The organism is Salinivibrio siamensis (assembly GCF_001996005.1).
In the GTDB taxonomy this organism is placed as follows: Bacteria; Pseudomonadota; Gammaproteobacteria; order Enterobacterales; family Vibrionaceae; genus Salinivibrio; species Salinivibrio siamensis.
Window position 1 is genome coordinate 114624 of the sequence record NZ_MUFB01000012.1, and the last position, 13877, is coordinate 128500.

15 protein-coding genes are annotated in these 13877 nt (G+C 49.7%); 8 read left to right on the forward strand and 7 right to left on the reverse strand.

Features of this window, described 5'->3' with window-relative positions; genetic code table 11:
* Nucleotides 1–278: 278 nt before the first annotated feature.
* The 3 genes from BZG73_RS08285 (at nt 279) to BZG73_RS08295 (ending at nt 3442) form a co-directional block, all read left to right on the forward strand.
* On the forward strand, nt 279–1844 hold the full coding sequence (locus tag BZG73_RS08285) for a hypothetical protein (RefSeq protein WP_077668080.1): 1566 nt from the start codon (nt 279–281) through the stop codon (nt 1842–1844).
* A 124-nt stretch (nt 1845–1968) separates the two neighbouring features.
* The gene (locus tag BZG73_RS08290) at nt 1969–2970 is read left to right on the forward strand and encodes a response regulator (protein ID WP_077667076.1); all 1002 of its coding nucleotides are present in this window, start codon (nt 1969–1971) and stop codon (nt 2968–2970) included.
* Between the two features lie 4 nt (nt 2971–2974).
* A complete protein-coding gene (locus BZG73_RS08295) occupies nt 2975–3442 on the forward strand; it encodes a PAS domain-containing protein (RefSeq protein WP_046075887.1) in 468 nt (155 codons plus the stop codon).
* Nucleotides 3443–3470: 28 nt separating this feature from the next.
* On the opposite strand, the gene BZG73_RS08300 is transcribed toward BZG73_RS08295, so the two are convergent.
* Nucleotides 3471–5066 carry a diguanylate cyclase domain-containing protein gene (locus BZG73_RS08300; RefSeq protein ID WP_077668081.1) on the reverse strand — a complete coding sequence of 532 codons (1596 nt, stop codon included), beginning with the start codon at nt 5064–5066 and terminating at the stop codon, nt 3471–3473.
* 99 nt (nt 5067–5165) lie between these two features.
* On the reverse strand, nt 5166–5990 hold the full coding sequence (locus tag BZG73_RS08305) for a M48 family metallopeptidase (RefSeq protein WP_077579166.1): 825 nt from the start codon (nt 5988–5990) through the stop codon (nt 5166–5168).
* Nucleotides 5991–6174: 184 nt separating this feature from the next.
* Between BZG73_RS08305 and BZG73_RS08310 the strand changes: the two genes are divergently transcribed.
* Both BZG73_RS08310 and BZG73_RS08315 read left to right on the forward strand, forming a co-directional pair.
* Nucleotides 6175–6621, forward strand: a complete 447-nt coding sequence (locus BZG73_RS08310) for a hotdog fold thioesterase (RefSeq protein ID WP_046076078.1) — start codon at nt 6175–6177, stop codon at nt 6619–6621.
* A 5-nt stretch (nt 6622–6626) separates the two neighbouring features.
* A complete protein-coding gene (locus BZG73_RS08315) occupies nt 6627–6851 on the forward strand; it encodes a DUF3389 family protein (RefSeq protein ID WP_046075886.1) in 225 nt (74 codons plus the stop codon).
* Nucleotides 6852–6922: 71 nt separating this feature from the next.
* On the opposite strand, the gene BZG73_RS08320 is transcribed toward BZG73_RS08315, so the two are convergent.
* From BZG73_RS08320 to BZG73_RS08330, 4 genes are all read right to left on the reverse strand, one after another.
* Complete coding sequence (locus BZG73_RS08320) at nt 6923–7750, reverse strand: DUF2797 domain-containing protein (RefSeq protein WP_046075885.1); 828 nt, start codon at nt 7748–7750, stop codon at nt 6923–6925.
* Between the two features lie 100 nt (nt 7751–7850).
* The gene (locus BZG73_RS08325) at nt 7851–8168 is read right to left on the reverse strand and encodes a hypothetical protein (RefSeq protein WP_077668082.1); all 318 of its coding nucleotides are present in this window, start codon (nt 8166–8168) and stop codon (nt 7851–7853) included.
* Nucleotides 8169–8260: 92 nt separating this feature from the next.
* A complete protein-coding gene (locus tag BZG73_RS16005) occupies nt 8261–8404 on the reverse strand; it encodes a hypothetical protein (protein WP_158075285.1) in 144 nt (47 codons plus the stop codon).
* A gap of 116 nt (nt 8405–8520) precedes the next feature.
* A complete protein-coding gene (locus tag BZG73_RS08330; protein ID WP_158075286.1) occupies nt 8521–9372 on the reverse strand; it encodes an endonuclease/exonuclease/phosphatase family protein in 852 nt (283 codons plus the stop codon).
* A 350-nt stretch (nt 9373–9722) separates the two neighbouring features.
* Between BZG73_RS08330 and nrdD the strand changes: the two genes are divergently transcribed.
* The 3 genes from nrdD to BZG73_RS08345 all read left to right on the forward strand — a co-directional run bounded on the left by nrdD (nt 9723) and on the right by BZG73_RS08345 (nt 13635).
* The gene (gene nrdD / locus BZG73_RS08335) at nt 9723–11864 is read left to right on the forward strand and encodes an anaerobic ribonucleoside-triphosphate reductase (RefSeq protein ID WP_077668084.1); all 2142 of its coding nucleotides are present in this window, start codon (nt 9723–9725) and stop codon (nt 11862–11864) included.
* Nucleotides 11865–11872: 8 nt separating this feature from the next.
* A complete protein-coding gene (gene nrdG, locus BZG73_RS08340) occupies nt 11873–12370 on the forward strand; it encodes an anaerobic ribonucleoside-triphosphate reductase-activating protein (RefSeq protein ID WP_077606620.1) in 498 nt (165 codons plus the stop codon).
* A gap of 74 nt (nt 12371–12444) precedes the next feature.
* Nucleotides 12445–13635 carry an amino acid aminotransferase gene (locus BZG73_RS08345; RefSeq protein WP_077668085.1) on the forward strand — a complete coding sequence of 397 codons (1191 nt, stop codon included), beginning with the start codon at nt 12445–12447 and terminating at the stop codon, nt 13633–13635.
* 41 nt (nt 13636–13676) lie between these two features.
* On the opposite strand, the gene BZG73_RS16155 is transcribed toward BZG73_RS08345, so the two are convergent.
* A partial coding sequence (locus BZG73_RS16155) for a hypothetical protein (protein WP_235606042.1) occupies nt 13677–13877 on the reverse strand: 201 nt, incomplete at its 5' end.

A 13877-nucleotide genomic window follows, 5' to 3' on the forward strand; every position in this document is an offset into this window, starting at 1 on the left:
CTTGTACGCTAGAATAGGTGCGTGTTACCGCTTGGTCAAGTCCTCACTATCGCCTTTGCGCGCAAAAATGTTTCAGGGTTTGTCGTGACTTGCCAAGTTAATGGAAGCACTATACTTTTTTAAATTAGCTACAGGTACGACAAATCAGCCACAGGTACGACGGCTTTTAACGCATTATTGTCCGCTCGGTACAGTTTTCCGCACGGAGGCCGATACCCTTCATAGGTGCCGGAGCACGCATTGATATCCGTGAACGATTAACACAAGGTTAGGAAACGATGATGTCCTATCCGGCCATTCCGCATTTTGTGAAAGCGATGGGCCACCGTGTGGTGAGTTACATCCTGAATGTCACAGAAGCGGAAGGCCGTTTAATTTTGATGCAAAAACTCGGCTTGAGCCGGATTCAGCGCGACACACTTAATCAATATATTGAGCTGTGTCGCCAGCTACGTGTGTCTGCGGTTGAGCAAGGGGAAAGTGAACAATCCTTCTTTTATCGTTTACCGCACGTGATGCAAAACGGCCGCCACGTCTTTAATGTTTGGCGTGCACAGCAGGGCGGTGAGCTGGCGACGCGAATTAACAGTTCAGACCCATTAACCAGTGCTTTTTGCCAACTGGCGGGTGAACTCTATCCTTTATTTCTTATTAAAGCAGGACAGCGGCCGCATCTTTTTTATCGAGGCGCCGGCTATCTCACCGCAGCCATTGAGCAATTCCCGGTCAGTAAGCAGGTTCAAAAACGCATGGCGGCAGACCCTGCTCTGTCTCGCCTATTCACAACGTCGGGGAAAGAGCCGCAGCAAACCTGTGGCGACTACAAAGATGCCAGTGGCCACCGCGGCGTGGTCAGCTTGGCCAGTTTACCCGTGTCGATTCTGGTTAATAGCTACGACCTGATGCGTATTCGTGGGGTTGTCAGCCCTGATATGTTCGTAGAAACGGTGCAAGAAATGTTGGAGATGGCACGTAGCTTAGCTGATGGTGAAGTCGCTCATATTCCGATGTTTGTGGGCTTTCGCAATGCGGCGCTCACGAACTTGGCCGAGCTGGATACCAAATGGGGCAGTGTGCGTCGCTATACCCCAGGGATTGCGGAATATGTCCTACAAGCGGCGAGTTTAATGGCTAAACGTCGCGATAACGGGTTCATGCTCGAGTCGGGGTATGCGTTTGCGATTAACTTTGGTGATTTTTTAGAGGACGATGATTGGCCAGAAGAGGTATTGGACGCCACGACTGAACAACAAACCACTGAGCTGAATATTGTTTTGTGTATGGCGCTTTGTTACCTCGGTGAACACAAAGCCTTTGTGGCGCCAGAGTGGGTTTGGCGTATCGATCCATTCTCGCTTGATAACCGGCGACAAGACTTTGGTTCAGTGGCAGAAACGGACGATCCTGTTGCTATCAGTGAGACAGACTTAGTCGATATTGAGCGTTGGAGTATGCTCGTGGATGACACCGACTCGAGGGGGATTCGCTTGGCAATGTCTCGTCTATATACCGCAGCGAAAAAGCCAGACACACAAGACGCATTGGTGGATGTGATTATTACGCTGAGAAATATTTTTGCCGCGAGTGAAGATATTATCCCGATAAAAAAGGCCTTGAGCCATATTCTTGAGCGAGAGACAGACGTCACTCTGATCGATAGGCTTGCCGAGGATTGGCAAGCGTTACTGACCGGTGAATTTGACGCTTCGCCTGAGATCATCAGCGAAAAAGTGTACGAATGCGTTCAGCTTTGTTTAACATGTTTGCATTATTTCTACTTGCATGCGCCCAGCCTGATCAGTCGCTCTGATCGCCTTGCTCAATTATGTCAAAGACAAGAGTAGCCCCCTGATATAAAAAGAATCATCGCATTTTGACTGGTTTGCCCTCATTCCTCGCGATATTGGTTTATGCTTACAGTGTTTACCCAGCCATACTCTCAGTAAAGATGTAGGAAAGGAGAGGCTTTTGACCACACAAATTCTGATCACTGACGATTCTGCGCTCGCGCGTAAGCAATTAGCGCGAACCTTACCCAACGATTTGGATGCCGACGTGCACTTTGCCGAAAATGGCAATGTTGCCTTGGATGTGTTGAGTAGTCAGCCGATCGACATCATGTTCCTTGATTTGACTATGCCGGAACTTGATGGGTATCAGACACTTGAAGCGATGCAAGAAGCCGGAATGACGGTGCCTGTCGTCGTGGTCTCAGGCGACATTCAGCCGCTTGCCCAGCAGCAAGTGCTGGAGCGGGGGGCCAAAGACTTTGTTAAAAAGCCCATCAGTCGTGAGCGCGTCGATGCATTGATCAAGGCGTATTTGCCCACTGCTTCTGCGTCAGAGACCGAGCGTTCACACGCGCCTAAAGAAAAACTCAGTCGCCGAGATATTTACATGGAAGTGGTGAACATTGCGATGGGGCAGGCAGCAGATAAACTTGCCCGACATTGCGGGGTGTTTGTCCACATGCCACTGCCACAGGTCAATGTGTTTGAAGTGACCGAGTTGACGATGACTATCCGGCACTTGGCCCAATCAAATACCATGAACGGTGTGTGTCAGGGTTTCAGTGGGGAGGGGATCGCTGGTGAAGCGCTGATGCTGATTAGTGATTCCAGTATTACTGAGATGGTGAAATTGTTGGACTATCCCGAGGATGGGTCGGTCGACAACGAGCTCGAATTGCTGGTCGATATTAGCAATATTCTGATTAGTGCCTTTTTAAAGGGCTTAGGCGATCAAGGCGCGTTAGAGTTTTCGCAAAGCTATCCGGCGCTCTTGGGTCAGCACGCTGAAGTGGATCAGTTGATAGCGGCGATGAAAGGGTCATGGAAACGCACAGTGACCATTGAAGTCAGTTATCAAATTGATGGGACAGATATAAAATGCGATTTGTTATTATTGCTACTGGATGAGTCTTTGCCGCTGCTCGATGCGAAGTTGGCCTACCTAATGGATGAGGAGTAATGCGATGAGCACAGAAGATTTTGACCAATTCCATTGGATGCTCGACATGGTACAGCACATCGACATGGGATTGATTGTGTTAGACAGAGACTTCCATATCCAAATGTGGAATGGCTTTATGGTTCACCATAGCGGTAAACACGCTAAAGATGTGCAAAACCGCTCGTTATTCGAGGTGTTTCCGGAGATCAATGAGCCTTGGTTTCGTGCCAAGTCGCAACCCGTGTTCGATCTCCGTTGTCGCAGTTTTATTGTCTGGCAGCAACGCCCGTATTTGTTCCGTTGTCGTCATGTTCGCCCGATCACCGGTCAGCTTCCCTTTATGTATCAAAACGTCACCATGCACCCAATGGCGAATACGCGGGGTGAGGTCAATCACATGTTTATCTCCATCCAGGATGTGACTAATGAGGCGCTAGCAAGCCAAACGCCGCGTGCCACCGCACCATCACAACAAGCCGTGCAAAAATAAGCCTCTTAAAATAGCCAACTGCGAGTGTCTAAAGTGATTGTTTCCCGCGGTTGTTACTCGTGGTTGCATGATTGTCAGGGTCACAGACGGCATAAGTGCCGCCTTTTAGCGATTTCTTCGCATAATACATGGCGGCATCTGAGCAATTGAGCAGCTGTTCGACCGATTCTCCATGATCTGGATAGCAAGCGATACCGATGCTGGCGGAAAGGTGTGCGTGTTGCTGGTCATCTATTGCAAATGGCTGATTGAGACTCGAGATAATTTTCTCGGCGACGCGTGCTGCGTCTTCTGGGTGGCTGGTATATTCTAAAATCACCGCGAATTCGTCGCCGCCCAGGCGAGCGAGGGTATCYGAGTTACGGATGCTTTGGCCCATCCGTTTAGTCGTTTCCACTAACACACTGTCTCCGGCGTCATGGCCATAGGTATCGTTTATTTTCTTAAAGCCATCGAGATCGATAAACAGTAGGGCAAAATGTGCGCCTTGCTGACGTGCTTGCGCCAGCACAATATCCGCACGCTGCTTAAAGGCGACGCGGTTAAGCGCGCCTGTCAGGGTGTCGGTATGCGCCATATGCTCAAACTGCAGGTAAAGACGCTTGGTTTCGTTGATATCTTGGTGCGTGCCCGCCATGCGAATTGGGTTATGGTCGCGATCCCACTCCATGACTTTACCCTTRGCTAAGATCCAAACCCAAAACCCATCTTTATGCAGCATGCGAAACTCACATTCATAAAAAGGGTTAGAGTCGCTAAAGGCGGCATCAATTTCTTTAGACGCGCGCGCGAAATCTTCGCTATGACAAAGCTTTTGCCAGGTTTCAAATGAGGCAGGTATCAGCTCGTGTTTTTGATACCCCAAAATTTCTGCCCAGCGCTCGTTGATAACCAGTTCCCCGCTAGGGATATGCCACTCCCAAGTGCCGACATGGGTACCGCGGATTATTTCATCTAAGCGTTTACGCTCCAGTTGCAGCTCATATTCGGTGCGTCGTGACTTAGCGAGAATAAACCACATTGTCGCGAGCCCTGCACCGAGCACAATGATAATCAAGGATGTAATAATCAGTTGGTGATTTTTTTGCGTGGCGATTTGCTCGGTCTGTTGTGCCACCATTTGCTCGAGTCGGTTTTGATAGTGCCACAGTGATGCCTGGGTGGCCCGATAATCACTGATATCGGTGATAATTGAAAAAAGGGTCGGTTCATCGCGGTAGATAATGGGTATCGAGGATACCCTTACGGTTTTGGTCGTGCCGTCTGATAATATATGGCTGAAAACGAAATAGTTTCGGTTTTCTAATTCCGCCAGCTTACGTTCTTCAGCGACGGCATCAGGGGGCAAGGCGTTAATGTTTGCGATATTCATTTGGCTCAGCGCCTGCTGTGAATACCCATAAAACTCGCTGGCTGCTGGGTTGGCAGCTTTGATTTCCCCCGTGTCTGGGTCGAGGAGAAGCATAACCAAAGCATGCTTCTCAAACAGCTGCTCGAAAAGATCGTTTGTCTCTTGTGTCGTTGCGAATGCAGACGGCACCTGCAGTATTAAAAAAAACAAGATGAAAAACGGCTTCATCACGTGTGTCGTCACTCGTCCCCAATTAAAGCTTAAGCGTAACATATAGGTTAAGTTTTTGTGTGACGACGACGGGCTGTTCTCACGCGACGACGCTTTGTCCGTGTTTGTATGCAGGCTTTGTGATGGTGCTCACTATGTTAGTTAAATGTTTTTACTCTGTTTCTTTGATGGTGGTCGAGGGCACGACGATGTCAAGCGATGGGGCACGTTAGGCAGTTGATTGACACCTGTTTGTAACGCATTAATACGCGTGTCGGGTGATGGATGGGTTGAAAGCAACTCCGGCGGCGCGCCTTTGGACGCTTTTGCCATATTTTGCCACAGGGTAACGCTGGCGCTCGGGTCAAACCCTGCTTGATGCATTAACTGCAGACCAATCTTATCCGATTCTGATTCTTGAGCGCGGTTATAAGGAAGCAATATCCCCACTTGGACGCCAAGCCCAAGCCCTGCGAGGGCAAGATCGCCATAGGGGTTATCAGAAAGAGTGATGCCGGTAATGGTCAACCCCAAGGCAGTGAGTTGCGAGCGCGATAAGCGCTCGTTACTGTGATCGGCAAGGACGTGCCCAATTTCGTGGCCGATCACTGCAGCCAATTGATCGGGCGTTTTTGCAACGTCGAGCAGTCCGGTGTAAACGCCGATCTTTCCGCCGGGAAGTGCAAAGGCGTTGACTTGATCACTGTCGAATACCACCACTTCCCATTCCGAGAAGTTGGATTGCGGTGGCACCACTTTTAAGATGGCGGCGGTGACGCATTGCACGTAGGCGTTGATGGCTTTGTCGTCACTGATAGGTTGCGACTTTTTCATCTCCTCAAACGAACGCTGTCCCAGATTCGCCATGTCATCACCGGAAAAAAGCAATAACTGGTTTCGTCCCGTTGGCGAGTGAGAGCAAGATGAAAGCATAACCATCAGGCATAGAGATAGCATGACGGTTTTAGCAGTGCGTAGCATGGTCATTTCCTGTATCGTTTTGCGCCACAGTCGCAGTGAATATAAGCAAAGATATCAGAGTGCTAATGTACTGGCTTCTTGGCTTAACGTCTACTGGTGCGCGCAGGCAGCGTTAGGCGCGGCTTGATAGTCCGCGTTTCGCGCAGCGTTTTCCTTTCCATCGGGATAAACAGCAATGGGTGAAAGTATTGTGAGTATTTGGAAAAAAGACATGTCGTTAGCGGGGTTAAATGCCTCTTCGACTAATACGTTGGTCGCGCATTTAGGGATTGAATATACGGCTTTTGATGCGCAGAGTTTAACAGGAACCATGCCGGTGGCACCGCATACGCATCAGCCGCTGGGCATGCTCCATGGTGGCGCATCTGTCGTGCTTGCTGAAACACTAGGCTCCTTGGCAGCAAACATGTGTGTGCCAGAAGGAAAGTACTGTGTCGGGTTGGACATCAATGCCAATCATCTGCGTGCGATGCGAGAAGGCACGGTGACGGGCGTGGCGACCCCAGTGCATCTCGGCGCAACCACGCAGGTGTGGAATATCACCATCCAAGATGAACGAGGCCGGGATGTGTGCGTGAGCCGACTCACTATGGCGGTACTCACTGATAAGCGCGCCGATAAATCCTTGGAGGACTGAGCAAGATGGTGGTCGATATAGAACACGGCAAGCTAATCGTGACCGCGCATGAGGTGGTGATCCAATTGCCCGCAATGAAATTGAGCATGCAGGTGCAATCTGACTCGTTACAGATTATCGCCGACGCCAATGTGCTGGTGGCTGATGCCGGTGATGTGCGTTGGTCATTGCCGTTAAGTGCACAACATATTGCGTTGATTTCAGATATGACGGGTATCCAACCTCAGTAGCCACCTTACCAATACCGTGCTAGTGGCAACGATCACTCGCACGGTTGGTTAGAGGCTAACTTGATGCGCCGTTAGCCGTGTGAGGTGCTGACTTCGTAGCTGGTGAATTTACGCACGTTAATCACGCCAGTATCGAAAATCAAATACTGCCCTTTAATGCCTTTCAAAACCCCACTCACCTCGGCATTTTTATCAAAGTTATGTGAACTTATTTTGGTTGGATGCTCAGTGACAGGGTAACTAAAAGTGAGGGCGTCAAGTGCTGCAGGCAAGACCGCATCATTGCCAAATTGCAGGCGGATATCCGCTAATTCTGGCTCGATCGCTTGGGTTAAACGTTCAGCCTCTGCGTGAAGATCAAGTGGGTCATTGTCGCCTTTTAGGAGCGCGCGCCAATTGGTTTTATCCGCGACATGTTTCGCCATCGCGACTTCAACTAGCCCGGAAATCTGGCGTGTTTTAACCCGAAACAACGGGAGAGCTTGCGTGGCACCTTGATCGTGCCAGCGTGTTGGCATCTGGTTAGCGCGGGTAATCCCCACTTTTAATCCCGAGGTGTTGGCGAGATAAACAATATGATCCGTCATGCAGAACTGTTCTCCCCACTCGGGCTCACGACAGGTTCCTTGCGCATAGTGGCAGGTTTCAGGCTTCATAATACACATATCGCAACGCGCGAGCTTTTTCATGCAGGGGTAACAATGGCCTTGCGAATAGCTTTTTTTGGTTTTTCGCCCACAGGCATCGCAAAAGATATTGCCAGTATGCGTCAGGGTTAGTTTCTGCCCAAGCAATGGATTGAGGTGTAGCTCTTCATTACCCACCCGCAGAAAGTATTGTACGTCGGCGCCGGCTTCTGTGCGCATCTTATCTAGGGTTCCAATCACGACTTTGCTCATTATGGTTTTATTAAGAGCGGCAAGTGTAGCAAATGGGAGAGAGCGGAGTAAGGCAGAGAGGAAAACAGGCAAGCGACAACCTGCCTGTCTCGAAAACGGATTAGCCGAGGCGAGCTTCTATGCTTTTTTGTGTGTCTGTGGTGTGCTCACGATAAAGCGTAACGGAGACCACTAAGAGGTCTTTCTTGGTATCTTCGCTAACCTGATCGATCACGAAATAATCCGCCTCTTCTTTTTCCACCCCTCGTTCGGCCAGGCGTAAGACATCTTCTTGAATATCGCCTTGTATCTCCACGTTGGCCGTTTCTTCAAAATCACCAAACTCAAGCGTGGACTTGGCAATTAGCTCAGGCGCTGCAGAGGCGTGAAATGATAAAAAAGAGAGAACAAATAGCGCAGTAGAGAGACCTTTTTTCATAAGACATCGGATACATTGGTGGATTTACTGACAACCTACTACGTAGCGGAAAAGGGGTTGTCAGCGTCATGTTAGAAACGTGATATCAACGCCTATCGTGTGGCGTCTTCGATATCGTCGCTAAATACGTCGTTGTCACTGCGTGCATCTTGGCCGTGAAGCACGCCAATATCGCCGAGATAGTCCGCTAATAAATCGTCATCCGTCGGGATCACTTGATGTTGTAAAATATCCATTTTCTCTCCTTGGGTAATCTGAAATGCCCTTATGAGATAGGAGGCTAACGACCCTTTATGTCATCACCATGACAGCTTGCTAGACTCTCGCAATCTTTTGGGTAGGTCAATTGCTTTTAGCGCTCACTGGCTTTAAACGTCGCCACTACCGGGCAGTGATCGCTAAGTCGATAATTCATCACCCTGTGATAAGCGAAATGGTGTTGATAACTATATTGCCACTGAGATGCCAGTGATTCAGACACCAAAATATGATCGACCAGACGACTATACATCACTTGATTCCATGTCTGGGTGCGCCAGTTGTAGCGCCTCGCTTTGCACCGAGCACGCACGCTTTGAGTGACATTAACAATATCTGTTGGGGCGGAGGTATTTTCAAGGAGGGTTTGGCGAAATTGTTGCCAATAGGGATCCTGTTTGTCACTGATATAGCGATTGAAGTCGCCAGCAATGAGGATGTTTTTATCACCATGTGCGATGACCCAGTCTGCTAGCGCGCCAAATTGCTTGCTCAGTTTTTTGCAACTTCTTGAGGCGTGGGTTTGTTTGAAACACCCAGATTTAAGGTGTATTGAAAGGATATGTATTGGCTCCTGATTAGGCGGCGTAACCACTACATAGGTGCCATACCGCAGCGATGGAACGCCAAAAAAATCCGGCAGCGCGATTTGACGCAGATCGCGAGGGTCGTCTACTTTCCAGTCTTTACGGACGGCGAACCCCGTCAGTTGCTGGCTTTGTGTGCTGTCTTTAAGGGCGGCATAACGATCGGAAAAATAGACATTATACGCCTCTGTGGGAATGACTCGTGCCAGTGCCTCAGGACTATCAACCTCCTGAAAAGCCAACACATCGGGGGCGAGTTGAACAAAGATCGACGAAAGCTGTTGATAATCGTCTTGATGACGGACGCCGGCTCGTTGATCACCCTTTAAGGTCAGCCACTCAAAATTCCATGTTGCCACTGTCAGTCCATAGCTAGGGGCTGAAAATACCCCAACAAGCACGAGCAGACCTAAAACTCGAAGTACGATGGTGGATACCTCATTATTACGCGTTCCACTGTGATCCTACTGGAAATGTTGCGCATGCAGTGGAGCATTGTAGCACTTTGCGGAGAACCTTTGATTTTAACTGATAACTATCATAACGAAGATCAGTGAGATTGCGGTACAGATAGGCATTTGATTCGTCGGTTGGACGTTATTCGAGACTTCGATGATCTGTGTCAACACAATGTGCCCCCTAGTTGCTATCTAATACCACATCTTGTGGTTTAGTTTATTTTGTATCCTATATATGGTGTGGAGGGCATATGCCAGCGGTAATTAAGCGCGATGGAACACGCGTCCCATTTGATGCAGATCGGATTGTCCAGGCGGTGACATGTGCGCGAGAGTCGGCGCAATCGATGCGAGAGGCTGAGCTGTGTCAACTGACCGACGCAGACATCCTCCGCTTAGCAGACACCATCGCGACGCAGTTTGCTGGCGAGGCCGAGGTGGATATTGATCATATTCAATATGCCGTTGAAGATGTCCTTATGACCGGACCGCATAAAGCGGTAGCACGTGCCTATATTGAATATCGCCATGATAGAGACATCGCTCGCGAGCGCCGTGGCCGTTTGAATCATGAAGTACAAGGGCTGGTCGGGCAAACTAACACTGAATTGCTGCACGAGAATGCCAACAAAGACAGTAAAGTCATCCCCACTCAGCGTGACTTGCTCGCGGGGATCGTCGCCAAACACTATGCCAAGCAACACATGTTGCCCAGTGCCGTGGTAAGAGCGCATGAGTCGGGTGAAATTCACTATCACGATTTGGACTATTCACCTTTCTTTCCGATGTTCAACTGCATGCTAATTGACTTGGCTGGCATGCTGCAAAAAGGCTTTAAGATGGGCAATGCGGAAATTGCGCCGCCCAAATCCATCTCAACCGCTACCGCGGTGACCGCGCAAATCATCGCACAAGTCGCGAGTCATATTTACGGTGGCACCACGATTAACCGCATTGATGAAGTGCTGGCCCCTTATGTTGAAGCCAGTTATCAAAAGCACTTGTTGGTGGCGCGTGAGTGGTCTATCAGTGATCCCGACGCTTATGCCCGCGCCCGTGCTGATAAAGAGTGTTTTGATGCCTTTCAGTCGTTGGAGTATGAGGTCAACACGTTGCACACGGCGAATGGGCAGACTCCTTTTGTCACCTTTGGCCTCGGCTTAGGTAAGAGCTGGGCGGCACGTGCCGTGCAACGTGCTATTTTAGCGAATCGGATTGCTGGTTTGGGTGAAAATCGAAAAACGGCCGTCTTCCCGAAACTGGTGTTTTGCATCCGAGAGGGCTTAAACCGCCGTCCGAGTGATCCCAATTACGATATCAAACAGTTGGCACTCGAGTGCGCCTCTAAGCGTATGTACCCAGATATTCTCAATTATGACCAAGTGATATCAGTCACGGGCTCCTTCAAAACCCCAATGGGGTGCCGAAGCTTTTTAAGCGCTTACGAAGAGGACGGTACACTGGTGCATGAAGGACGTAACAACTTGGGTGTCGTCAGCGTTAATTTACCTCGTTTAGCCATTGAGGCGGAGGGGGACGAAGACGAGTTCTATGCGCGCCTTGATGCAACGTTAAGCCTTGCGCGCCAGGCACTCGATACCCGGATTGCTCGTTTTAAAGGGGTGAAAGCGCGGGTGGCACCGATTTTATATATGGAAGGCGCATGTGGTATCCGTTTGAAACCAGACGATGATGTTAGTGATATTTTTAAACATGGGCGTGCGTCTATTTCGCTAGGTTACATTGGCCTGCACGAGACTATCAATGCGCTGTACGGTAGCGTGCCGCACATCTACGACAGCGTGGTGAAACAAAAGAAAGCCAAAGCGATTGTGGCTTATTTACATGATGCGACCGAGCGCTGGAAAGCCGAAACAGGTTATGGATTTAGTTTGTACAGCACCCCAAGTGAAAACTTGTGCAGTCGTTTTTGTCAGCTCGATACCCAGGCGTTTGGTGTGATTGAAGGGGTGACAGATAAAGGGTATTACACCAACAGCTTCCATTTGGATGTGGAAAAGCAAGTGACGCCTTACGATAAAATCGATTTTGAGATGGATTATCCGCGCTTAGCCAATGGCGGCTTTATTTGCTACGGGGAATACCCCAACATTCAACACAACCTAGAAGCGTTAGAGAACGTTTGGGACTACAGCTACGATCGCGTGCCATACTATGGTACCAACACGCCGATTGATGAATGCTACGAGTGTGGTTTTACCGGCGAATTTAATTGCACCAGTAAAGGCTTCACTTGTCCGGCTTGCGGCAATCATGACCCAGCACGTGTGTCAGTGACACGACGTGTGTGCGGCTATTTAGGAAGCCCTGATACGCGACCTTTTAACCCGGGTAAACAGCAAGAAGTGATTCGCCGTGTGAAACACATGTAGGGGGAAGCGTGAATTATCACCAATACCTTCCCGTTGATGTGGTCAACGGGCCAGGCACACGTTGTACCTTGTTTGTATCGGGGTGCGAACACCAATGCCGTGGTTGTTACAACAAAGCCACCTGGCCGCTGAACAGCGGCCATCCTTTCACTGATCTGATGCAAGAGCAGATTGTTCAAGACTTACTCGATTCACGGATCCCGCGCCGAGGATTATCATTGAGCGGTGGTGATCCGCTTCATCCTGCTAATATCGACAGTGTAAAAGAATTGTTACAAGAGGTGGTGAGCCGCGCACCGAGCAAAGACATTTGGCTGTGGACAGGTTATACATTGGCAGAATTGTCATCAAAACAGCGAGATGTTGTCGATTTGGTTGATGTATTAATTGACGGCAAGTTTATCCAAGATGAAGCGGATCCTCATTTAGTGTGGCGGGGAAGTGCCAATCAATGCGTACACTTTCTGTCCGAGCGTGCCCGAAAAGGGCAAGAGAATCATGGTTAAGAGGTTGCCAATTTTCCCGCATGGGGTAGGGTATAGCGTATCTTGAGCATTCAGGCTTAAAAGGACGTAATACTATGTTAGATCTGCTCTCGCCTGCTCAGCAGGATCCGATTCTCTCCTTGTCATTGGCGTATCGTGACGATCCGCGTGAGCATAAAATGGACTTGGGCATTGGCGTATACCGTGACAGTCAGGGTCAAACGCCGATCATGCACGCCGTTAAAGCGGCGCAACAATCACTGGCACAAAGCCAACAAACCAAAGCCTATGTCGGGCTGGCGGGTAATGAAAACTTCAACCAAGCCATGGTTGACCTCTTGCTCAAAGGGACCGATGCTTACCACCGATGTGCGGCGGTGCAAACCCCAGGTGCGAGTGGCGCACTGCGCATGTTGGCTGATTTGATGAATCTGGCCARGCCGGTGACCACTGTGTGGTTGACCGATCCTAGCTATGTGAATCACAAACCTGTCATGGAAGCGGCAGGCCTGACGGTCAAGTTCTACCCGTATTTTAATCGCGACACCAAAATGGTGGATACCGATGCCATGCTTAACGCGTTGTCGCAAGCTGGTGCGGACGATGTGGTATTACTGCATGGCTGTTGCCATAACCCCACGGGCGCTGATATCAGCTTGAAAGAATGGGAAGCGATTACCGAGCTTGCAAACCGTAATGGCTTTACACCGTTTGTGGATATTGCCTACCAGGGCTTCGGTGATGGTGTGGAGGAAGATGCGCGTGGTTTGCGTATTCTCGCCGACAACGTTGAGGAAATGTTGATTGCCACCTCGTGCTCTAAGAGCTTTGGGTTGTACCGTGAGCGCACTGGCGCAGCGATTGTGGTGGGTAAATCTGCCCAAGAAGCGCAAAATGCGAAAGGGCGTATTCTTCAGCTTGCGCGAAGCACTTATACCATGCCGCCTGATCACGGTGCCGCGATTGTTGAAACCATCCTCACCGACGACGCCCTCACCAAACAGTGGCGAGATGAAATTGAGGCGATGAACACTCGGATCAATACGTTACGTGAAGGGTTGACAGCAGCACTGCGCGACCGTACGGGCGATGGTTATTTTGATTTTATTCAGCACCACCGTGGTATGTTCTCTGTCCTCGGATTAACGGTTGATCAGGTGAATCAGCTACGCGACCGACATGGCGTGTACGCAGTGGGTGATAGTCGGATTAACGTTGCCGGCTTGGCTGAACGTCATATTGATAGACTGGCCGATGCGCTGGTGGATGTGACACGCAACGGCTAACTGCTGCGGCGCTAATGGTCGAGACTTAATAAAAAGGGGCTTTAAGCCCCTTTCAGATTGCTGACGAACCCCGCCTTTTTAGGCGGGGTTCTTTTTGATAAGCGGCCGTAGGCCGCGATCGCGATATTTTTTGTTAGAGAGTGGTCGCTACCGACCAACGCCCAAATTGGCGGATAGAAGCCAATTTGCCTTATATCCGCCATGTTAAAGCCGCATTTTCTTAGATAGCTCACCACTAACGC